Origin of the sequence: Bacteroides sp. GM023 (assembly GCF_014750685.1) — a bacterium.
Taxonomy (GTDB): domain Bacteria; phylum Bacteroidota; class Bacteroidia; order Bacteroidales; family Bacteroidaceae; genus Bacteroides.
Genome location: NZ_JAAXGE010000026.1, coordinates 15,891 through 38,555, shown reverse-complemented (window position 1 = coordinate 38,555; position 22,665 = coordinate 15,891). Strand labels below are relative to the sequence as shown.

At 41.4% G+C, this 22,665-nt stretch carries 17 protein-coding genes and 1 pseudogene; 8 read left to right on the top strand and 10 right to left on the bottom strand.

Going from position 1 to position 22,665, the window contains the following annotated elements; all coding sequences use genetic code 11:
- A pseudogene (locus HC965_RS26325) lies at nucleotides 1–656 on the top strand (transposase); the annotation flags it as partial.
- A 50-nt stretch (nucleotides 657–706) separates the two neighbouring features.
- Here HC965_RS26325 and HC965_RS26320 read toward each other — a convergent pair.
- Both HC965_RS26320 and HC965_RS26315 read right to left on the bottom strand, forming a co-directional pair.
- Entirely contained in the window at nucleotides 707–1,414 is a 708-nt protein-coding gene (locus HC965_RS26320) for a ComF family protein (protein ID WP_191034174.1), read from the bottom strand.
- Between the two features lie 36 nt (nucleotides 1,415–1,450).
- Nucleotides 1,451–2,254, bottom strand: a complete 804-nt coding sequence (locus tag HC965_RS26315) for an inositol monophosphatase family protein (protein ID WP_191034173.1) — start codon at nucleotides 2,252–2,254, stop codon at nucleotides 1,451–1,453.
- Between the two features lie 114 nt (nucleotides 2,255–2,368).
- Between HC965_RS26315 and HC965_RS26310 the strand changes: the two genes are divergently transcribed.
- Nucleotides 2,369–2,887: an RNA polymerase sigma-70 factor gene (locus HC965_RS26310; RefSeq protein ID WP_191034172.1), complete on the top strand. Its 519-nt coding sequence runs from the start codon at nucleotides 2,369–2,371 to the stop codon at nucleotides 2,885–2,887.
- An 82-nt stretch (nucleotides 2,888–2,969) separates the two neighbouring features.
- Here the strand turns inward: HC965_RS26310 and HC965_RS26305 are convergent, their stop codons facing one another.
- The 8 genes from HC965_RS26305 to HC965_RS26270 form a co-directional block, all read right to left on the bottom strand.
- Nucleotides 2,970–5,330 carry a glycoside hydrolase family 3 N-terminal domain-containing protein gene (locus HC965_RS26305; RefSeq protein ID WP_191034171.1) on the bottom strand — a complete coding sequence of 787 codons (2,361 nt, stop codon included), beginning with the start codon at nucleotides 5,328–5,330 and terminating at the stop codon, nucleotides 2,970–2,972.
- Entirely contained in the window at nucleotides 5,327–6,157 is an 831-nt protein-coding gene (locus HC965_RS26300) for a family 16 glycosylhydrolase (protein WP_191034170.1), read from the bottom strand. Before HC965_RS26300 ends, HC965_RS26305 begins: the two co-directional genes overlap by 4 nt.
- Nucleotides 6,158–6,181: 24 nt before the next feature.
- Complete coding sequence (locus HC965_RS26295) at nucleotides 6,182–6,868, bottom strand: SGNH/GDSL hydrolase family protein (protein ID WP_191034169.1); 687 nt, start codon at nucleotides 6,866–6,868, stop codon at nucleotides 6,182–6,184.
- 1 nt (nucleotide 6,869) lies between these two features.
- Nucleotides 6,870–8,945: a DUF2961 domain-containing protein gene (locus HC965_RS26290; protein WP_191034168.1), complete on the bottom strand. Its 2,076-nt coding sequence runs from the start codon at nucleotides 8,943–8,945 to the stop codon at nucleotides 6,870–6,872.
- 124 nt (nucleotides 8,946–9,069) lie between these two features.
- The gene (locus tag HC965_RS26285; protein ID WP_191034167.1) at nucleotides 9,070–10,860 is read right to left on the bottom strand and encodes a TIM-barrel domain-containing protein; all 1,791 of its coding nucleotides are present in this window, start codon (nucleotides 10,858–10,860) and stop codon (nucleotides 9,070–9,072) included.
- Between the two features lie 73 nt (nucleotides 10,861–10,933).
- Nucleotides 10,934–12,508 (bottom strand): RagB/SusD family nutrient uptake outer membrane protein, encoded by a 1,575-nt coding sequence (locus HC965_RS26280; RefSeq protein WP_191034166.1) that lies wholly within the window; start codon nucleotides 12,506–12,508, stop codon nucleotides 10,934–10,936.
- Between the two features lie 11 nt (nucleotides 12,509–12,519).
- On the bottom strand, nucleotides 12,520–15,813 hold the full coding sequence (locus HC965_RS26275; RefSeq protein WP_191034165.1) for a TonB-dependent receptor: 3,294 nt from the start codon (nucleotides 15,811–15,813) through the stop codon (nucleotides 12,520–12,522).
- 162 nt (nucleotides 15,814–15,975) lie between these two features.
- Nucleotides 15,976–16,962, bottom strand: a complete 987-nt coding sequence (locus HC965_RS26270) for a FecR family protein (protein WP_191034164.1) — start codon at nucleotides 16,960–16,962, stop codon at nucleotides 15,976–15,978.
- A gap of 322 nt (nucleotides 16,963–17,284) precedes the next feature.
- Between HC965_RS26270 and HC965_RS26265 the strand changes: the two genes are divergently transcribed.
- The 6 genes from HC965_RS26265 to HC965_RS26240 all read left to right on the top strand — a co-directional run bounded on the left by HC965_RS26265 (nucleotide 17,285) and on the right by HC965_RS26240 (nucleotide 22,664).
- Entirely contained in the window at nucleotides 17,285–18,430 is a 1,146-nt protein-coding gene (locus HC965_RS26265) for a site-specific integrase (protein WP_004320429.1), read from the top strand.
- A gap of 199 nt (nucleotides 18,431–18,629) precedes the next feature.
- Nucleotides 18,630–19,334, top strand: coding sequence for a hypothetical protein (locus HC965_RS26260; RefSeq protein ID WP_005679961.1), 705 nt, complete (start codon nucleotides 18,630–18,632; stop codon nucleotides 19,332–19,334).
- 179 nt (nucleotides 19,335–19,513) lie between these two features.
- Nucleotides 19,514–19,909, top strand: coding sequence for a helix-turn-helix domain-containing protein (locus HC965_RS26255; protein ID WP_004320431.1), 396 nt, complete (start codon nucleotides 19,514–19,516; stop codon nucleotides 19,907–19,909).
- Nucleotides 19,887–20,987 carry an AAA family ATPase gene (locus tag HC965_RS26250; protein WP_007487638.1) on the top strand — a complete coding sequence of 367 codons (1,101 nt, stop codon included), beginning with the start codon at nucleotides 19,887–19,889 and terminating at the stop codon, nucleotides 20,985–20,987. Before HC965_RS26255 ends, HC965_RS26250 begins: the two co-directional genes overlap by 23 nt.
- 102 nt (nucleotides 20,988–21,089) lie before the next feature.
- The gene (locus HC965_RS26245; protein ID WP_004320436.1) at nucleotides 21,090–21,977 is read left to right on the top strand and encodes a toprim domain-containing protein; all 888 of its coding nucleotides are present in this window, start codon (nucleotides 21,090–21,092) and stop codon (nucleotides 21,975–21,977) included.
- A 243-nt stretch (nucleotides 21,978–22,220) separates the two neighbouring features.
- Entirely contained in the window at nucleotides 22,221–22,664 is a 444-nt protein-coding gene (locus HC965_RS26240) for a hypothetical protein (RefSeq protein WP_004320438.1), read from the top strand.
- The last annotated feature ends 1 nt before the right edge of the window (nucleotide 22,665 follow it).

Genomic DNA, 22,665 nt, shown 5'->3' with positions numbered 1-22,665 from the left:
GAAACGTGACATCTCCAAACAAGATAATTTGTATTATAACGAACCGAAAGATTACTTTGTATGCCCGATGGGACAGCATATGGAACTTGCCTACACGACAAAGGCTGTCAATGATAATGGATATGAAAGTGAAATAAGTGTTTACCGCGCTAAGAACTGTCAGGGATGTCCCTTACGAAATAAATGTCACAAAGGGAAAGGAAACAGGGAGATCAGGGTGAACCATAAATTAAGGCGGTACAAGCAACTGGCACGCGAGAAACTCACTTCACCAAAAGGGCTTGAACATAGGAGCAAAAGACCGGTGGAGGTGGAAGCGGTCTTCGGGCAAATAAAATGGAATAAAGGGTACAAGAGGTGCAGGCATAAAGGCTTGGATAAGATTGTCATGGACTTCGGAATATTGGCTATTGCATTTAACATCGGAAAAATGATCAGCAACCAGAAAAAGGCTAAGAAAGGGAGGAATGGAAAGGATTATAAGACTGATAAAGGGAGAAAATCGAGTTTCATGAGGGATATTTTTATAAGTTGTTGGATAAATCACAAAAAAGAGACAAAAAAGAAAAAAGTTAGAGGGTACCCTTTTCGGACACCCTCTTCTTTTTTTACAATATTATTCTATTGGAGCTGCTCTAGGACTCGAATCAACGTAAAAATCTGAGAGATTACCTTCGAACAGTTTGAAAACTTACTTTACTCTACCCTACTCCGCCATCGCCAAAGTAAGAATACTAATCCGTATTCCTTCTATCTCTGCCAAGCAGGAAGCACATTCTACCGTAGTAGCCCCTGTAGTCAAAACATCGTCCACAATTAGTATGTGCTTTCCGGCTAGAGATTCCGCATGATGTAGTTGAAAGATTCCTTCTACATTTTCCCAGCGTTCAAAAAAGGATTTGCGTGTTTGTGTATCCGTGTTCTTTTGCCGTACTACGGATTCCGTATCAATAGAAATTCCTGTTACAGCGGCAATTCCACGGGCTATCCACTCACTTTGATTGTAACCACGAATCTGTTGTTTCTTTTTGTGCAACGGTACAGGAAGTATAACATCTACTCCTTCAAAGAAACCGGATTCCAGCAGTTCGGCTGCCATATATCGTCCCATGATTGCGCCAATACCTTTTTGACCGCCGTATTTAAGCTGGTGGAGAATTCGCCGGAAGTCGCTTCCTTTTCTATAAAAGAAGAAAGAGGTAGCATGTTCCAGGGGGATCTTTCCCCAAAACATTTTTTCTACCAGGTTGTCTTTTCGAAGATGATAATCCGTGCGCGGAAGATTGACGTTGCACATAGTGCAAAGACATTCTTCCCCTTTTGCCAACGGTCTGCCGCAAACAACGCAGCAACGGGGAAATAATAAGGATAAGAATGAACCAAGCCAGTCTTTTATAAGGAGTGTGTGTTTCATAATAGTAGTAAAGATTTAATAAACAGACCGTTTCTTCTACATATCTAACGGAGGAACCTCTGCTAAAAGTTTCTGAAATAAAGGATGCAGATAACCGTTCGTGGCAATGATATGATGACCTTCAATAAAGTAATCTTCGCCATAGAAATTGGTTACGCGACCACCGGCTTCCTGGACAATCAAGGCAGCAGCGGAATAATCCCATTTGCCAAGAAATGCTTCCGCCCAGGCATCAAAACGACCGATAGCCACATAACAGATGGCAGCAGCGGCCGAACCATTCATACGGATACCGCCAACTACACCGTACAACTTATCTATCAAGTGAAGAGCAGTCTGCTTATATTGCAGATGATTATAAGGTAATTCTGTGATAACGAAGGCATCTTTGGCATCCTGAATATTCGAAACATGAATTTCTTCACCGTTCATAAAGGCTTTGCCACCTTTCCAGGCATAGAAACATTCATCCCGACAGACTTCATAAACGACGCCTAAAAGAAGCTCGGTGCGGTTGCGTAAAGCAATACATACACAATAAGGAGCCTCATCGTGAATATAGTTCGTGGTTCCATCCAACGGGTCAATCACCCAGCAGTAAGGTTCATCCTGATAGGTGGCGGAACCTTCCTCCGTTATAAATCCCGCTTCCGGCAATAAAGCAGTAAGCGCTTTCACTATCCGCACTTCAGATTCTTTATCTACATAAGAGACATAATCATGTGCATGTTTCTCTATCACATGTTCACGACGAAAACCTTTCCGTTCTTCTTTCAAAAAATGCCCAGTTTCGGTTGCAATGCGGCATACCTCGGCTGTAAGTTGTTTCAAATCTAACATTAGCACTTAAAAATTAAAACTGCTTCGAAGGTATGGCTTTTCTTACAAAAAACACTCAAAAGAATTATATTTTTCGTAAATTTGCATTATTGAGAAACACCTATTGAAAAAATAATGGACATCCAAACTTTCCGAATCTATTACGATACATATTACAAACCTCTATGTCGTTTCCTTAACCTCTATACACAAGATATAGAGGTTATAGAAGATGTAATCCAAGAAATATTCCTCAAACTATGGGAAAATAAAGACACTATTGAAATAACTTACATTAAAACCTATCTATTTAGAGCTGCCAAAAATAAAGTATTGAATCATTTACGTAATGAAGAAAACAGACATTATTTATTAGAAAACTGGTTTAATCAACAAATAGAAGACAGAAAACATAAAGAATGCTTTGATTTGGATACGTTAACCGATTTACTGAACCGAGCCATTGACCAACTGCCTTCAAAATGCAAAGAAATATTCTTATTAAGTAGAAGAGAGCAACTCTCTTATAAACAAATTGCAGAGAAATTAAATATTTCAATAAAAACGGTGGAAACCCAAATAAGCATTGCTCTCAGGCGTATAAAAAACATACTATCTTCTTCCACTTTCGCTTTCCTATGGCTATTTATATAGTAAAGAAGCTATCCTGAAAATGAATTTCCCAAGATAGCTTCACTGCTTTTTACCTACTCGACTTTTACCTACAAAAAACTTTTTATCTGTTTGATGACTCCCATTTTTTCGTCTTCGAACAATTAAGAGAAAGAGTCTGATCGGCCACTTGGGCTTTGAATAGACCTTTTTCCAATGTCCATCGGCCATGTTGGTCAACAAAAGCCAGCTCATCCGCTTCTACAGCCAATGTCACCGTCTTTTTCTCTCCAGGACGTAGTTCTATTTTCTCAAATGCACGCAAGCGACGAACATCCGGTGTTAAAGATGCAACTACATCATTAATAAATAACATAACCGTTTCTTTTCCTAATTGGTTTCCCGTATTTTCAACATCCACAGTAAATGTCAATGTATCGCCAGCTAGAAAATCTTTCTGATTCACTTCTAAATTAGAATAAACAAAGGTCGTATAACTCAATCCATAGCCAAATGCCCATTGAACAGAAACTATCGCATCATAGTCATAAGCTCCTTCCATTTTATCCAGACTTTCACACGGTTTATGATCGTAAGTAATCAAAGAATTCACAGAACGGGGATAAGTATATGGTAATTTTCCACTAGGATTAACATCTCCATATAATATATTTGCTAATGCATCACCGCCATAATTCCCCGGTAAATAGACATGTACAATTGCTTTTACCAAAGGCTCAATTTCAGAAATAATCCGAGGACGTCCCTCATTTAAAACGAGAATTATTGGCTTACCTGTAGAAGCCAAAGCTTTAGCCAGCCGTATCTGATTGGAAGAAAGAGTCAAATCGTCCAAATTCCCGGGAGTTTCACAATAAGAATTCTCTCCCACACAAAGAAGTATATAGTCTACCTTGCCGGCAGCAGCAACGGCCTTTTCAATTTCCGGCTCATTCTCTGCCCAATAAGGAATACTCGTAGTAGGAGGATCGGCTACTTTATATGTCACTCCTGGTTCATATACAATCTGACCACTTCCGACTCTATGTATTAAAGCTTCTAAAATCGTATTATAATCAGAAGCATACACATCAGCTTTCTCACCCTGCCAGGAAAGAGTCCATCCACCATTTAAAGTTCTCATTGAATTGGCATTAGGCCCCGTTACAAGTATCCGGACAGAAGAATCCAAGGGCAATATTCCATTTTCATTTTTCAATAATGTAATTGATTCTTCCGCTGACTTAAGAGCCGCATACGCATGTTTCTCACTCCCAAAATCCGGATACTCTCCAACCTCCCAATATGGACGTTCAAACAAGTTCAATCGAAATTTCATACGCAAAATGCGACGCACGGCATCATCTATTCTCTCCATCGAAACTTCACCCTCTTCTACCAATTCTTTCAGGTAGGTACAAAAGCTCCACTCATAAGGTACCATCGACATATCAACACCAGCATTGATGGCCAATTTAATTGCTTCCTTCCTGTTCTCACAAATCTTATCTCGCAAACACAGGTTATTGATATCCGCCCAGTCTGTTACAATCACCCCGTCCCAGTCCAAATCCTTCTTCAACCATTGCGTCAACAAAGTATAGTTGGCATGTATCGGCAAACCGTTATTCATTCCGGAGTTGACCATTACCGAAAGAGCACCGGTTTTTACAGCCTCCAAAAAAGGTTGAAAATGACGTTCACGCAAGTCCTGTTCTGATATATAAGAAGGTGTGCGATCTTTTCCTGAATAAGGAGCTCCGTATCCTAAAAAATGCTTTAAACAAGCTGCAACCTGATTTCTATCTATATGATTTAAATCATTCCCCTGATAACCGGCAACACAAGCCTTTCCCATTTTAGAGACCAGATACGTATCTTCTCCATACGTTTCCCAGATTCTAGGCCAGCGCGCATCACGTCCTAAATCAAGTACAGGCGAGAAATTCCATGAGATATTACCTGCCTTCGTTTCATATGCCGTTATTTTCGCACCTTCATATACCAACTGCGGATTAAAAGTGGCCCCCATTCCTATTTCTTGCGGAAACAATGTCCCGCCAATTGTATAGGTAGTACCATGAATCTGATCCACCCCATATATCAGAGGAATACCTGTTTCTTCCAATGCTATTTTCTGTAAATCGGTAATAACACGTGTCCACTCTTCAATTGTCAATGGAGTATTTGAGGGCGTATTAAGTATAGACCCCACCTTATATTTCCTCAAAACCGTATCCACCATTGCTTCGTCCAACCTCAATGGAAACTCTGTATGATAAATACTCTCTCCCTTGGTCACCACATCTAGCGTCAATTGAGTCATCTGTCCTATTTTCTCTTCCAGAGACATTTTCTTTAAAGTGAGCTCCACTTTTTTCTCCAAAGTTTTATCTTCTGCAATAGCCGATGTGCTCTTCTTTTCCTGCTTGCATGAAACAAGCAAAAAAGTCAATACTATGAAAATAAACTGAATTAACCTCATTGCTTTCTGGTATAAACACGTACGTAATCTATTTCAAAACGATGGGGAAGTAAAGTATCATCCACTCCCCGGGCTCCCCCCCAATTTCCACCGATAGCCAAATTCAGCAATAGATGAAAGCGCTTATCGAAAGGCCATTCTTTGTAACCGGTCTTTTCATTCTTAAAGGTGAAGTAATGAACATCGTCAATATAAGCTCGATATTCATCAGCTTCCCATTCCAGTGCATACGTATGAAAATTCTTATAAGAATCAGTACAAGCAATACGGGCATTTTTCTGTGTACCCATTATATGATTATAACTTTGCGTGTGCGCCGAAGCTACAATCGTATCAGGATCATAGCCTACATTCTCCATAATGTCAATCTCACCACTTGCAGGCCAGCCTCCATATTCCCAATCAGTAGGCAACATCCAAATAGCAGGCCACGTACCTAAACCGGCAGGCAGCTTAGCTCGAATCTCAAAGCGTCCATATAGCCAGTCTCCTTTTCCTTTGGTGACAAGACGAGCGGAAGTAAATTCTTTGCCTTCCATTTGCTGTTTCAAAGCGGTAATAGTAAGTACACCATTACTAACCCAAGCATTATTACGGTTGCCTTCAGTATAATGTTGTGCTTCATTATTTCCCCAGCCCGTAGCATTACCTTTAGTATCATAGCTCCATTTCGTAGAGTCGGGCAATCCTTCATAATCAAATTCCTCATCCCAAATTAGTTCCCAAGTCCCGGTAGGAGTGATGACAGTTTGATAAGCGGGCTTTTTATCCGAACAGGCAATTACCACTGCTCCTAATGCCAAAAGACTACAAATTAAATGTTTCATAATTATTCATTTATCAATTAATACTTATTTCAATTTTTCCAAAAAACCGGCGATATATGCCGCTTGCAACTTTCGATATTCTATAGAATAATGAACATGATCCATAAAAGCATCCAATGGAAATTGCGATGAGAAAGTATACATATCAATAATAGGTATTCCCCTCAATGCAAGCAAACTGTCGGCGACCTCATTGTAACGGATCACATCCCGGTTGTAACGATAGAAAGCTACCCCTTTGCTATTATGTATAGAATCATTAACAGGAGTACAATTCACCCAGACCAGCTTAACCTTCATCTTTTCGGAAAGCTGACAAATAGTATCTAAGTTATGCCGGTATTCCTCTAAAGAGACTTGTTTCTTTCCTGTCAGAATATCTGTTTTTGTATCATGTAATCCACAATTCACGAGTAGCAAATCCGTATAAAAACTCTTGTTTTCAGAAAGTTCTTTCAGATATTTCACCACCATTCGTGAATCTCCCCCATTAGCACCAATCGGATTGTCCAAATCCCGCATCGCTTCACCTTTATCTCTTTTCCTGTCATACAAGTATTTTCCTTTAACATATTGCTTCAGATAAGGACCATAGAATATAGAAATACTATCACCAATGACAAAAAGTTTGGGCTGTGATAGAGTAAAAGAAAAAAAAGAGAAAACTACTAATAAAAAAAATACAAACTGTATCTTGAGTCTATCCATCATTTCACCAACCTTTAGGATAACAAAACATCCAATAATAATACTCATTCACCTCTCCATTATTACCATCCGAGTCTACATATTCCAAACGAACTGTGACTTTTGTTTTACCTTGCGTAAAGGATGCTGGAATTTCATAGTCGCTTTCTACCCAAGATTGGTTAACCGGAGCAAATGAAGATTGTACAAAATGCCAAATACCTATTTCTTTGTCATCAATGAACACTTTTACCGTTTGTACCCCATTACCTGCACGATTCAAACGTTTTCGCAATCTTACTCCCGAATTTTCAGGATCCAGTTCCATCGTAAATTGCGAAGTGCCACAATGAGCACGTCCATCGTCGGTTAAAGTATCATAATCAACCTTTTGCTCATATCCATCGTAAGCACTAGTCAAAGTTTCCCTACGAGTTTGCTTACTTATACAATAATTATGTGCTCGTTCTGAAATCTCATTGCCAACATTCAATTCATCCGTCAATGTAAGTATTGCAGGAGATGCAGCCTTATAATAAAAAACGGTTGCATCTGAATCTCCACCTTTTGACCAACCCTTACATTTAGAATACTCATAATTAATGGTAATATCTTTATTAAAAATATAATTATCATTCATATAAATACGATAGGCCGCTTCATAACCATTAGTCAATGCTCCCCAAAGAGGTTTTTGGTAAGCAGCACCTGCCCACCCCTGATTATGATCATCTTCTGTTCCACTACCATGAATTTGTGGAGTACGGCTACCATCAATATAAGTAAATTCATCACCATCCATGTCATACCCTTCGGTAAAAAATAAAATCCCAACTACATGCCCACGGCCTGTTTCCTTAAACGCTGTTGTAAATGGTTTCGTTTTATTATCAGTATCTACAGTACGACGGGCATGAAAGTAACCAGCCGCACCAGCAGGATAATTCAGCACATTAGCATCTTTATATTGTAGCTCACACGACAACGCCTGAATATCCCGACTACTATTATTATGTATCTCTATCTTTGCCGACTTCCAATAAGGCATCGCCCAATAAGCATAAAGATCACCCGTTTGATTATCAAATCCGAAAAACAAATTAGCCAATTTCTTTTGCCAGATATCATCTGCTATCTTATAATCCTTTCCTCCAGCACCGAAAAAATATCCAAGTGGCACATCTACTGCCGGAGTAGAATCGCCATCCCAATAAATACGCAGAATTGAATTGAAGAATGTCTCTTTGGTAAATGGATTTAAGTTCATCTTCAAACTAGCAATGGAGCCCTGACCTCGTAATTCAGCAATCGTCTTTACCTGTCCTTTACGTACTGATATTTTTCTTTGTATGACCCTATTACCTTCCGTTGATTTAGGATCACTCCCAACATTCTTCCACTGGTTACGCACTTTACGATTATCCAAACGAGGATCATTCCATGATTCTACATCACTACCTTGCGGATAAGCAATGTAAGTATTCTGATACCAAGTAGTTCCACGAAAATCCCAGTTTTTATCAGGTACAAATGTGATTTTCAAACGCTTTTTAAAAGTAAACGGATAGTACATGATAGAAAAACGTCCACGATTAATATCGTATCTGGGAGGTATAGGGAAAGTTCCATCATCCTGAAAAGTTAAAGGAGCTGTAAACGGCTCCCTGCGAGCACCAAACAGATCATCCATACTCACATTCAAACGAGGTTGTGATTCATCGTCAAAATAATATTTAATTCGAGCGTTTGTCACCTCTGGATTAAACAACAATAATGTGGGACCGCCATATCCTACCCAAACATTCATTTGCTGGCGATATAAACACCCTGGTCCATATTCATCAAAAATGACAGCCTCACCATTCTTATCAACATATAGCACAAATGCTTTTCGATAATTACCGTCATTATTACCACCGGTTTGATCAAAAGCTAATACTTGTTTCGTAACAGTCCCAGGCTTATGCAATAAAGGCATAGCTTCAAGATGAGTCATAGCTTCGAAACCTGGAGCAGGCTGTTTCACTAGATTAGTAATCTGTGAATAAACCATTACAGATAAAGCCTGACAAAATAAAAAAGTAATTATATATTTCCTCATTCAATGTTTTATTTATAAAATCAATTAACTATGATACTATTGTCATTACTCCTTCATCATTCAAATGTATTCCATCTGAATTCGAGTATCAATAAGCAAACAATAGAGAGCATTACAAATTATACTAGTACTTTATCTCAAAGATTGTTTTTTTAGACTTATCTATTTTATAATATGCTGAAATTACCTGATTGTCCTGATTGGTAAATTCCAATCCAACACTGTTACAAACAATGCTATTTACACCTTTTGTTGCATGTACACACACTTGCCAGGTACGTTCAGGTTGCATTCCGGCATAATATCCCAGTATAGGTGCAATTTCTATCTTCTGAGAATCCTTGCCGACTTTTGATACAATTTTAGTTTTAGCGTAAATACCTTTCAAGTAGTCATTGCTGGAACCATCATCTTCTATCAGGGTAAATTCAGAATTTGCCCCCGGATATATATGAAGCGTTATCGTATCGTTCGTTCCCTTCTCAATAGAACGCGCATAGGCACGCATCGGAATAACAGCACCTTGGCGAACCAGCAATGGGATTTGTTCTAATGGCGCAGCTACTTTGTGAATTTTACCTCCTTCGAGCACTTCACCTGTCCAATAATTCACCCAATTACCAGCCGGTAATACAAATTCTCTCTCTACTGCTCCTTGTTCATAAACAGGCGCAACAAAAATCTCATCACCAAACAAGTACTCATAAATTTGTCCGGGTATCTTACGCATCATCAATTTTCCTTCCAATCGCGTCATATGCGCATACGAATACACATAAGGAAACAATTTCATACGAAGATGAGCATAGTCACGAAACAATTTATCCGCACGTTCTGAATAACGATAAGGTAAATTCGCCGTAGGATTCTCAGGTTGAGAGAAGAGTTCCACAATCGGATTAAACTGCGAAAACTGCATCCATCTGATAAAGAGTTCCTCGTCCAATTCATCAGTAATACCCATATCAAATCCCCCTAAATCATTTGCCAGAAAAGGGATGTTACAACTGCTTTTACGTGCTGTATCATTGAACATAGCTATGTTTTCCTTCAAAGCAACGGCTGGTACCCATGAGTTAAAATCCTTAGTCGGTTTCTCAACAGTCCAGTCCGAGCGGGTATCATCAGTCCATTTGCCCGGATAGCGTTTGTACTCTTCTGTCTCTAGTCCACCGGTATGTGAAAATATAAACCCACGGCCTTTTGTTTCTTTTCCAAATTCCTGTGACATTTCAAACATAACCTTACAAACGGGAATCGCCGAAGTACGATCTAATTTGATAAAGTCGGCTCCCTCGTCAAAGAAATGTCTCATCCGTTGTTTGAAGTAAGCAACCGCTTCAGGATTATTAAAATCAATATTACCACACAAAGTTCCTTTCTTACTACCACTTTCCGTCTGAAACATAGCCGTAGTAGTACTGTTATTATGCCATGGATTCGATTCCACATAAGTATTTTTGAAATATCCTTTTTGCAAGAAATCCTCAAAGGCTTCTTCATTTCCAGTCCGGAAAATACAATCCCATGCCCAGAACCCTCCTTTAATATTACGTTCTTCCAAATAACTCCACATTGCTTTCCGATCAGGATAACCTATCGTATCAGCAACAAAATCCATATATTTGTGCGGTCCCTTACCTTGATCATCATGGCTCCAGAACCAAGAATCAATCCAATATGCGTCAATAGGATAATCGTGTGCTACAATTTCATCAACACGGCGCATCGTTTCATTCTGATTGGTATAACCACCATACAGGATTCCGAAAGCCCAAGAAGGTGGTAATACTACATTCGTATCTGCTTCTGCTGTAAACGGATGAATATAGTTACGACCGACTTTATCGGTAGTACACATAGCCAATAATAAAATAGCGAATAATCCTCCTAAGCCCAATTGTATATTTCTCATGTTACTATTTTTATTGTGTATTGAATAGAAAAGCTATCCTACAAGACAGCTTTTCTATAAATATAGATCTCAATTACTCCCAATTGGGGTTTTGTTTCAGCACATTATTAGATAAATCTAATTGATCCTGGGGTATCGGATAAAATACATTTTTTGGAAATTTCCAGTTTTTATATGCCAACACAGTTTTAGCTTCTCCGGTCCGTACAAGATCGAAATAGCGATCGTTCTCAAATACAAATTCAAAACGGCGTTCATCCCAAATTTGTTGAAGCGTCAGTGATTCTAATTCTTCTTCACCGGCTCGCTGACGGACCCGATTAATCGACAACAAAGCTCCACCCTCATTTCCCGTTCTGAGTTTGGCTTCCGCATCAATCAATAAAATATCCGCAAAACGGAATAAGCGTTGATTTTGCTCAATTTGAGTCAAATACCAATCCTTCTTATAATCACATCGTTCGTCACGTGGGATATATACTTTTTTATTAAAACGGGCCTTTCCCGTTATTCCGTCAACAACAGGTGCGGCTACTACAATATCCTGTACCAGATTTCCATTTTTATCATGATAGTCCACCAGTCTTTCACCATCCCAAACGATAGAATACAAATAACGCAAATCGTTCTGCATTTCATAACGTTTTTGCCAAGCTTCCACCAGTTTATCGCTCGGCACGCTATAACCAAATCCAGCATCAGAAGATCCCTTTATCCAACTATTGTATGCATACGCCGAGCCACTAGCCAAACGGTCACCTGACACCCCGTTTTGAGATTCAAAAATCGACTCAATACAGTTTTCATTTTCCAAACGGAAAAGATAGTAGAAACTAGAATCTGCTTTTGCAGTAAACAAATCATAAATCCCGTTAGTAATCACATCATTTGTTACCGTTTCAACATCCTTCCAAGTCACCCCACCAATAGCTTGGTTATTCTCCATAAAATTCTCTCCGGAGGCCATATACATCAAAACTTTAGCCTCCAAAGCACGAGCCGCCCAAGCGGTCACGCGCCCTTTCCATTCATTCTCCCATGTAGTTCGACGCATATTATTGAACCCGAATTTCAAATCTTTCAGAATAAACTGATACACATCTTCAACCGAAGATTTCGGAATATCATAAGCACCTCCTTCGGGTAATCCATCATAAATAACCACTTCTCCAAACAAACGGACTAATTCGAAATAGCACCATGCACGAATAAAAGAAGCCTCTCCCAAAACTTCTTTTTTCTCCGTTTCATTCATTTCAATATCCGGTACATACCTTAATACTTGATTACACAGATTAATAGTGCTGTACCGTGACTTCCACAGACTATTAAAACGAGCTAAAGACGGGGTAAAGCTAAAATCAGCAAACGTATTCAAGTCACCATTTCCTTGACTCCCGTTACTACCTCCTTTCGAAGTGTTATCACTTGCCATTTCTTCCGCTCCCATTATAGTCGGGTCAAAATAGTTCCAATCAGAAGTAAAAGAACCATAACAAGCTGTCAATGCCTGCATTGCATGCTCCGAAGTTTTCCAAAATTCGTCTTGTGGTAACTGATTATAATCATCAAAATCCATATTTCCTTCGCATGAAAGAAAAGTAACTGCTACTATAAAAAACGTCAGATATTTATTTACAAATTTCATAATCCATAATTTTAGAATGTTACATTAATGCCAAAACTATACACGGAAGATAATGGATAAGCTCCATTATTCACTCCAGTCATCAGAGGATCAGACGAAGATACTTCCGGTGAGAAACCGTTATATTTGAAAAAAGTAACCGGATTTTCAGCATTCAGATATAAGCGCAATTTCTCAATGTGTAATCTAGAAAGAGCTGACTTAGGTAAACTATATCCGAACTGTATGGACTTTATACGGAAATAACTGCCACTTTCTACAAAGAAAGAATTCGGAGTACGCGCATCTCCAGCACTATACACAACAGAAGGATAGGTATTCGATGTGCCTTCTCCTGTCCAACGATGATCATAGAAATCTTTATCATAGTTACGAACAACAGTCATCAATGCTCTATTCTCATTATATATCTTATTTCCGGCTACCCCCTGACAGAAAATATTCAGATCAAAGTCTTTATATGAGCCTCCCAAGTTGAAGCCATAAATAAAAGGAGGATTCGGATTTCCAAGTGCAGTTCGGTCGGATGCATCAATCGTTCCGTCACCATTGACATCTTCAAAAATCAACATTCCCGGTTTGGTATTATTCATATGAGGGGTTTTGTCTATCTGCTCTTGATTCTGGAAAACTCCAATAGCCTTGTAACCGAAGAATTCACCGACAGCATGTCCGATGCGCGTACGTGTCAATGGCTTAATATTATTCGTATCATCCCCTTTGTCATAATAGCTTGCACCGGCAGCACTGATTTTCTTCACCTTATTCTTATTGTAAGTAAAATTAGCCCCTATATTATAAGAAAAGTCGCCAATCCGATCATTCCATGAAGTGCTGAATTCGAAGCCTGTATTCAAGATATTGGCAAAGTTTCCCCATACTCCACTACTGCTCAAACCCGAACTTCCCAACGCCGTAGTAGCAAAAATTGCATCTTTGGTCAATTTGTAATACCAATCCAATGAAGTTGCAAGGCGATTATTAAAAAAGTTGATATCAAGCCCCACATTTGTTTCATCCACAACTTCCCAGCGCAAGTCCGGATTAAATTGTTTGTTCACAGTAACGGCACTTGACACCCCACTCCCCAAACCTGAATTCTGGTCAGGACCAAAGATGATAGATGTGCCCTTAGAAGTACTTAATTGATATAGATTGGAAGGAATGTTATCATTCCCGAGTAACCCCCAACCCACTCTTAGCTTCATAAAGTCAATTCCCGAATTCTTCATAAAAGCTTCTTCAGAGATAACCCATCCCAACCCTACTGAAGGAAAATATCCGCGACGATTATGAGAAGGAAACTTTGAAGACGCATCAGAACGTAAAGTTGCATTCAATAAATAACGATGTTTATAATCATAAGTAACACGTCCCAAATAGCCAATCTGTACAATCCGACTTCCAGAATCAGACACCTTCATTGTATACTTGGATCCTTTTCCAATAGTGAGGAACAAATAACTCTGATTGATATCCGGAATATCGATAATATCCTCTGCAGATCCTGTCAACGAATTTGTTTTGGCTTCACGATAAGAATATCCCACCATTATCTTCAATGAATGCGCTTGTGCAAAAACCTTTTCATAAGTCAAGGTGTTATCCCACGATAAAGACATATTATTTGAGGAAGATTTACTCAAATCATTTGTGGCATGCTTCTGTCGTGAACTAATTTCATATTTAGGAGAATAGTTGATACTTGTACCATAAGACGGATTGAAGCCAAGCGTAGATCGTAAAGTAACACTATCAAACAATTTCACGTCTACAAATCCACTGATCAATGCTTTAATTGTATTTTGCCACTGATGATTATAAAATAATGTCGCTTCGGGATTATTGCCCATCGTATCAAATCCGTTCACATTTTCCGGATTAGCAAATTCACCTCCATTTTGCTCACGAGTAGGAAGCAAAGGCACTGTTTTATATACAGAAGATAATAAACCTCCGGAAATCGGATTTGCTTTAGTAGATGAAACCACCAAATTCAGCCCCGTGGTAACAGCTTTATTTATCTTAAATTCATAATTTGCACGTAATCCCAATTTTTCATAATGATCAGATTCTACCAATCCATTCTCTTTCAAATGATTAACACCGACACTGAAAATAGAACGATCATTTCCCCCACGGATGGTAATATCTTCATTGCAAGTGAAGCTATTTGTCAATACTTCACGGAACCAGTCATTACTATATGTAAAATTTGCCGGATCAATCATCCCTTGCTCATTGTCCGTATACTTCATATATTCATTGTACAATGTCACATATTCCGGTCCACTTACCATCTCATGGATGTGTGAGGGCTTTTTGATTCCTACATAAGCATTCAAGTCTACTTTTATCTTACCGGTCTGTGCCCCTCTTTTAGTGTTGACCATAATGACCCCATTTGCCGCACGTACACCATAAATAGCAGAGGCAGAAGCGTCTTTCAGAACTGACATGCTTTCAATATCGTTCGGTCCCAGATAACTAATATCATCTACAATCATACCATCTACTACATAGATAGGATTAGCACTGTGAACAGAGCCGGTACCGCGAATACGAATTGATGGGGAAGACCCTGGAGAACCACTATTTGTAACTTGCACACCGGACAGACGTCCCTGCATTGCGGCTACGGCATTGCTAACAGTCTGGTTAGAAAGCTCCTTCGTGCTGATGGTAGCAATGGCACTCGTCAAGTCCTTCTTTTTTTGTGTACCATAACCAATAACGACCACCTCTTCCAGATTTTGCGCATCTTCTTTCAGAGTTATTTGCAAGTTCTTTTTATCTCCCACTTTTACTTGTTGAGACATGCATCCTACAAAAGAAATCTCCACTTCCGCATTGCCCGGAACCTGCAGAGAAAAATTACCATCCATATCTGTAATGGTTCCTACAGTAGAATACTTCACCTTCACACTCGCACCAATTACAGCCTCGCCATGTTCATCTTTTACCGTTCCCGTAATTTGTCTTTCCGACTTTTCCGGATCCTTTCGCAAGATAATTTGCTTGCTGACTATTTCATATTTTATATCGCTTTTCCCCAATGCTTGTCTCAGCAGTACCTGAATATTTTCAGAACCGCCCTTTATAGAAACAACAAATGACAAGGGAATAGAATTATCAAACACAAAAGTATAATCTGTCTGTTTTTCGATTTCCTGTATCAGATTTTTCAAAGATATTTGTCCGGAAGCAACATTCACTTTCCCAGATTCTTGTGCCCACAGTACCGAATAAGAAAACAGACTGCTCACAATAAAAATGCTACATAAAATTTGTTTAAGCTTTAACATTGTAAACTCATTTAAGGTTAAATAAAGAAATTAATTACTACCTTTGCCTGCATAAAGCAAGACAGTACCTGTACCATCCATTTTTCACATGGATAGTATAACGCATTCAGGTTTTGCACTCCGGACGCAGAAGACTGCACTCTCCTGCGTCCATCTATTTTTCTATTTTTTACTAGTAATACTCACCTCCTCTCCGTTAATAGTGTATACAATGGGGGTTACCCGATTAATAATCTCAAGCATCTCTTTCAAAGATTCCGTCTTAATAGTCATCCAATATCTCTTATTCCCAGGTATATTATCCAATTGGATTTTTACTCCATACCAACATTCCATTTTCTTCACGACATCCCTCAAATCCTCATTTTCAATTTTGAGTTTACCCAGTCTCCATAAAGACTCCTCCTCGGCATTACAAGAGACCACCTTACATTTATCTTTCTCATATAGAGGAATAACCGCTTTTTGATTAGGTTTCATATCTGCCAACAATTTATCGGTCAAAGTTGAAACAACCGTCACATGCCCCCTAAGTAAAACAACCTCCACTTCTGAATTATCCGTGTACCCATTGATATCGAAAGCCGTACCGTGAACTCGTACCTCTAAATCCCCAATAGATACGTCGAACTGCTTGTCTCTATTTTTGGCAACATCAAAAAAAGCTTGTCCCCGTAGCTTTACAGAACGCGTGTTTTGGCCATAATCTGTAAAATAGGATAAGGTTGAACCGGAATTTAACCATACTTTAGTGCCATCCGGTAAACTGACCTCCGCTTTCTGACCAACAGGAGCTGTTAATGAAACTAAACCTGCTTCTTCCTCTTCCGAAACTAGCAGAGAAAACGAGAAGCCCAACGCCAGTGCCAGCATAGCAGCAATTCCCACTGCACGATACAACAACTGCCGTGTGTACATCTTCACAGGTTTCACCAGATTCAGATTACTCATTATTTTTCCCCACACACGTTCTTTATCAGGAATCACCGGATGTATTCCCGCATAAGTTATCTGCCAGCTCTCGCACAGTTCCTGAAATTCCTGTTCGTGCCCGGCATCAGCATCCCGCCATTCCATGATTTCTTTCTCCTCCTGCGGAGAAGCTGTTCCCAATAGATATTTAGATATGATAATATAAATGTCTTCCATATTTAAATGTGTTTTATAAGCTCTTTTATTAAATAGACCCGTAACTTTTGAATTACCCTGAAAGCGGTTGGTATTTTTTATAATGTGCATAAAACAAATTTTCCAGATTTACGCATTATATGTATAGAATGAAAACAACATCCAATAAATTGATAACAAATATCCTGTAAATCAAAGTTTTATAATCTTATTTTTATTTTCGGTTGTTTTCAGTACTTTCAGTAGATTGGCTCTTGTTTGGTGCAATTTTGTTTCTCATTTGTTTCTCAAATTCGATACTTATTCGTATATTTGCAGTAGAAAAAATGAGAAAGGAATCCCTATGGCACGAGTTAAGAATCATACAAAAGTCAAAGAGCCAATTCGTCTTCGGATGAAGTCGCTGAGCAATGGCAGCAAGAGCCTGTATCTGGATATATACCGCGACGGAAAGCGGACATATGAATACCTCAAGATGTATATTATCCCGGAAACGGATAGCAACTCCCGCAGGCAGAATCAGACGACAATGGACGCCGCCAATGCCATCAAGTCGAAGCGTATTATCGAACTGACCAGTAATGAGGCCGGGATTGTATTCCGTAAGGACAAGACTTTCCTGCTGGATTGGATGCAGGTTTATATGGAGGCTCAAGAGAGTGCCGGTAAGAAAGATGGCAGTCAAATCAAGATTGCCATGCGCATACTGAAAGACTATGCCGGAGAAATGGTCACACTGGATCAGATTGACGGGGACTTTTGTCGTGGCTACATCACTTATCTGCTGACGGAATATCATCCGAAAGGCAAGGACATATCGAACTACACGCTTCACAATTATTACCGTGCGTTGAACGGTGCGTTGAACTCTGCCGTCAGGAAGAAAAAGATGAAGGCCAACCCTTTCAACGAACTTGAGAAGTCGGAGAAAATCCGCAAGCCGGAGAGTATGCGGTCGTACATGACCATCGAAGAGGTACAGGCGTTGATTGACACTCCTATGCCCCACGAGGAATACGAGATTGTAAAATGCGCATATCTGTTCTCCTGCTTTTGCGGATTACGCATCAGCGATATAATCAAGCTGAAATGGAATGACGTGTTCGTTGACAGGGGACAGTACCGTTTGGCCGTGTCCATGAAAAAGACCAAAGAGCCTATTTACCTGCCCCTCTCTCCTGAAGCGTTGAAGTGGATGCCGGAACGTGGGGGCAAATCATCAGAAGATAATGTGTTCGACCTGCCGTCCGCCAATACAATCAGAATGCAGCTCAAACCTTGGGCGAAAGCAGCCGGAATCTCCAAGCGGTTCTCCTACCACACCAGTCGCCATACGTTTGCCACCATGATGCTGACGCTCGGAGCGGACTTATATACTGTCTCGAAGCTGCTCGGCCATGCCGATGTGAAAATGACACAGGTGTATGCCAAGATTATCAATAAGAAAAAGGACGAGGCTGTGAATCTTGTAAACGGTTTGTTTCACTAATTGAAGGCATTCTGTGGTCCATGTCTAATTTACAAACATATATTTACGGCATTTCTCCGGTTGTAAATGCAACCGAAGTTAATGCTTCCATCACATATTATAAACTCAAAAAGGTAAATCGACATGAAAAGACCTGAAGACGGCCTTCTCTCTTTTTGGAGGGAGCCAACACCTGCAGCACTTCGCTGCGGACAAGGATGTGGCGAATGAACTTTTCGCCCTGCTTACCGAAGCAAAAACAGTTTATCTCCACGATGTTGTGTTGGGTGGTAAACAGTACCACCGCTATGTGGACGATTTCGTAAACGGACACCGGTACATAGACTGTGACCATGCGGCCTGCCGGAACTGCCACGAAATGAACATCCACATTGTCAAGGGGCTGCTGACCGAGTGCGCCAGTTCCGTCCAGCCCTGCTTTGCCGCACCGGATTTCACGTTTAATGAGTGCATGAAGTTGAAACGGATGTATGACACCTCGGAATCGTTGTCTCCGCTTGGTCCGCCCCGTATCAACCGACCTGCGGCTCTCTCTCTTTCTTTTGGTTGTAATTTTACCCCGGAACAGATGAAAAGTATAGTGGCTTGCGCCAATACTTATCATCTGTTCTGTGTTTCTGTACGCATTGAAGACATGGAGGCTCTCTTCGCCTGCAAGAAGGGCTTTTCCATCCGCGTGAACAATATCCGCCGTGTGGTAATCCTGTTCGATGCGCTTCTTGAAAACTCGTTCATCCAATCTCGGTGGCAGAATGTTCTCGGCAAGGGCGCATTCCTGCAGTCCAAGGACGGGACACGCTCCGTTTCGGTGTCAACCCTGTCTTCCGCGCTGTCATCCATCAAGAACAACATGACATCGGTCGCATACAGCATCCGAAAGGTCATTGATCGGCTGAAAGAATGACAGAAAGTGACAAGAAGCGAAGTATGTGAAAGGTAAAAGCATGAGAGTTACAATGACACGTGCATAGTATCATTCCCCAAATCACGGCATCTTCGTTTACAGGACATACCTTTGACCTCCGTTAGCGCGCTGCATAACGGAGGTTTCATCTCCATTGTCAAAAATCAAACTGTGTTATTATGCCGAATAGAATGACATTCATGGAGCGGATGAGCGGACGGCTCGCCGCCATCGAATCGGTACTGAAGAAATTGGAACCGGTCGAAAGTCTCTTGGAGCGTATTACGCTGCTGGAAAATACCATCTTCACGACCAAGAGAGTTTTCACATTTCAGGAAGCCTGCATGTATATCGGGGTTTCTGAAAGTATGCTGTACAAGCTCACATCGAGCAAGGAGATACCGCACTACAAACCGCGCGGTAAAATGGTTTATTTCGCCAAGGAGGAATTGGACGAATGGCTGTTGCAGAATTATGAACCTACCATGAACGAGGCAGTGCGCAGGGTGACGGAAGCCGCCGCCACAGAACCGTTCCTTAACAAGAGACGCTATGGAAAACGAAAGAAGGATTGACCGCACAACCAGCATGGGGATGGATGAACACCGCCTGTCGGACATCCTCCATGCCTCGCAAATCAAGGCGACGGACATTTATGAGACCCCTCCGCAAATCATCTGGATAGATAACTCAACGATTGCCACGCTCGGCAATTTCAGTGCATCGACTGGCAAGGCGAAATCGAAAAAGACGTTCAACGTCTCTGCGCTTGTCGCCGCATCATTGGCGGGGAAACAAGTATTGAACTACCGTGCACATCTGCCCGAAGGCAAACAGCGTATTCTGTACGTCGATACGGAACAGAGCCGTTTCCATTGCCGCTCGGTATTGGAGCGTATATTGCGGCTGGCCGGGTTGCCCACGACGACCGATCCGGAGAATCTCGATTTTTTCTGCCTGCGTGAATATTCGCCGTCGGTGCGTATCGAGGTCATCGACTATGCGCTGCGCCAACAGAAAGGCTACGGACTGGTCATCATCGACGGCATTCGCGACCTGATGCTCGACATCAATAATGCCGGTGAATCGGTGGAAGTCATCAACCGGATGATGGAATGGTCTTCGAGATACGACCTGCACATCCACTGTGTGCTTCATTTGAACAAAGGGGACAACAACGTGCGCGGACATATCGGAACGGAGATGAGCAACAAGGCGGAGACCGTGCTGGTCATCAGCAAGAGTAACGAGAATCCCGGCATCAGCGAAGTCCATGCGCTCCATATCCGGGAAAAAGAGTTCAAGCCGTTTGCATTTACCATCAATGAAACAGGACTGCCCGTCATTGCGGAAGTACACTCGTTTGGCGAGCCCCCGAAGCCCAAGGCAAGAACGGGGTTTACGGAACTGAGCATCGAACAGCACCGCGAAGCTCTCTCTGCCGCATTCGGGGAAAAGCCCATCCGGGGATTCGACAACCTGCTGCAGAGCCTGATGGTCTCCTACGAGGCAATCGGGTTCAAACGCGGCCGGAGTGTCATGATAAAACTGATGCAATACCTGATAGACAACCTCAAGCTCATCATCAAACGGGACAAGTTGTTCTATTACGACATGACGCCTACCGAGGCCATGCTTTTTGATGAAGAATGAAGTCGTGCGCGGGCTTATATCATTTAGTTTACTTTAGTATTTATATATATAGGGGAAAAACTAAACTAAACCTTTTTTTGAAATCAAGTGAAAGAAAAATAGATGACCATAGCAGAAGCAAAACAAGTACGCATCGTGGATTTTCTGGCACAGCTCGGCCACCATGCACAGCATATAAAATCGGAACAATACTGGTACTTCTCACCGTTACGGAACGAGCGTACCCCGTCGTTCAAGGTGAATGACCGAATCAATGAATGGTACGATTTCGGCGAGGCGACCGGCGGCGACCTGGTGGAACTGGCAAAATACATTTGCCGGACGGACTGCGTGAGCGAGGCACTGGCGTATATCGAGAGGCTTGTGAATGGCGCATCACTACCGAGAACCCGTATGCCGACCGCTCCACCCCGACCGGTGGAGGCTGAAATGAAAGACGTGATCGTGATTCCACTCCGCCATCACGCCCTGTTCTCTTACCTCCAATCCCGGCTTATCGACGCGGACATCGGCCGTATGTATTGCAAGGAGGTGCATTATGAACTGCGAGGCCGTCATTATTTCGCTCTCGCATTCGGCAATACCTCCGGTGGTTACGAGGTGCGCAACGCCTATTACAAGGGATGCCTGAACAACAAGGACATCTCATTGATAAGACATCTGACAGAAGAGACACAGGAAAATGTCTGTGTTTTCGAGGGCTTCATGGATTTCCTTTCCTATATGACACTGAAACTGGCAGGCGACCGAACGGTCTGTCTTGCCATGCCATGCGACTACCTCGTGATGAACTCGGTAAACAACTTGAAAAAGACGCTGGCACGTTTACAGGAATATTCGGTCATCCACTGTTATCTCGACAATGACCTTGCCGGGCAGAGAACCACAGAGACCATTGCCGGGATGTATGATGGACGTGTCAGCGATGAATCCTGCCACTATGCGGAATACAAAGACCTGAACGATTACCTGCGCGGAAAGAAACGCTGATATTCAGTGTTCTCCTTTGCCACCTAAAGCTCTCCACCACGAGAGCTTTTTTTATGCCCCGATTTCTCCATTTCCCTCCATAGAGACTGCAATATAGTACGATTTAATAGTTCGATTTTTGGAAATTACATAAATCTCATTAACGAAATAGATGTTTAATGCTCAATTATTTTATGGTTTTATATTTCGTGCGTTTCTTTGCAAAATCATACTAATACAAATTTTAATATTCATACTAAATACATGAACTCATATTTCATTTTTGCCATCGTCCTGACGGTTGCCTACATCATTTACTACGCCGTCATCATAGCGCATGACATCTACGGGAAAAAGGGGACGGACAAACCGAACGAGGAAGTTTTCGACCTCGGCGCACCGGAAGAGGAAGAGAGTGTGGCTGTCACGGAAAGCGAGACCGGCTTCAGTATCGGTAGCGAGAACTACGAGACGGAAAGTACGGCTACCTCTTCCGAAACATCCCTTGAGGATGTCAAGGACAAACCGGGAACGGCGCAGGAGAAACTGGAACGGCTGAAGGCCGAGGCGGAGGAACAGATGGAAGAGACCACGCCTTACCTGTCGGACGCACGCACGTCGGAGGAGATGTACAAGGCTATGATTTCCAAGGGACGGTTAGACAACCGACCGGAAATAAAGTGGAACCCAATTCAAGACCGGTTGTGAG

Excerpts from the sequence above, each read along its gene's own strand:
- HC965_RS26315 (WP_191034173.1), bottom strand. The coding sequence starts at position 2,254 with ATGTTAGATTTGAAACAACTTACAGCCGAGGTATGCCGCATTGCAACC.
- HC965_RS26300 (WP_191034170.1), bottom strand. The coding sequence starts at position 6,157 with ATGAAACATTTAATTTGTAGTCTTTTGGCATTAGGAGCAGTGGTAATT.
- HC965_RS26285 (WP_191034167.1), bottom strand. The coding sequence starts at position 10,860 with ATGAGAAATATACAATTGGGCTTAGGAGGATTATTCGCTATTTTATTA.
- HC965_RS26255 (WP_004320431.1), top strand. The coding sequence starts at position 19,514 with ATGCCGAATAGAATGACATTCATGGAGCGGATGAGCGGACGGCTCGCC.
- HC965_RS26265 (WP_004320429.1), top strand. The coding sequence starts at position 17,285 with ATGGCACGAGTTAAGAATCATACAAAAGTCAAAGAGCCAATTCGTCTT.
- HC965_RS26250 (WP_007487638.1), top strand. The coding sequence starts at position 19,887 with ATGGAAAACGAAAGAAGGATTGACCGCACAACCAGCATGGGGATGGAT.
- HC965_RS26270 (WP_191034164.1), bottom strand. The coding sequence starts at position 16,962 with ATGGAAGACATTTATATTATCATATCTAAATATCTATTGGGAACAGCT.
- HC965_RS26320 (WP_191034174.1), bottom strand. The coding sequence starts at position 1,414 with ATGAAACACACACTCCTTATAAAAGACTGGCTTGGTTCATTCTTATCC.
- HC965_RS26275 (WP_191034165.1), bottom strand. The coding sequence starts at position 15,813 with ATGTTAAAGCTTAAACAAATTTTATGTAGCATTTTTATTGTGAGCAGT.
- HC965_RS26240 (WP_004320438.1), top strand. The coding sequence starts at position 22,221 with ATGAACTCATATTTCATTTTTGCCATCGTCCTGACGGTTGCCTACATC.
- HC965_RS26305 (WP_191034171.1), bottom strand. The coding sequence starts at position 5,330 with ATGAGGTTAATTCAGTTTATTTTCATAGTATTGACTTTTTTGCTTGTT.
- HC965_RS26245 (WP_004320436.1), top strand. The coding sequence starts at position 21,090 with ATGACCATAGCAGAAGCAAAACAAGTACGCATCGTGGATTTTCTGGCA.
- HC965_RS26310 (WP_191034172.1), top strand. The coding sequence starts at position 2,369 with ATGGACATCCAAACTTTCCGAATCTATTACGATACATATTACAAACCT.
- HC965_RS26295 (WP_191034169.1), bottom strand. The coding sequence starts at position 6,868 with ATGATGGATAGACTCAAGATACAGTTTGTATTTTTTTTATTAGTAGTT.
- HC965_RS26290 (WP_191034168.1), bottom strand. The coding sequence starts at position 8,945 with ATGAGGAAATATATAATTACTTTTTTATTTTGTCAGGCTTTATCTGTA.
- HC965_RS26280 (WP_191034166.1), bottom strand. The coding sequence starts at position 12,508 with ATGAAATTTGTAAATAAATATCTGACGTTTTTTATAGTAGCAGTTACT.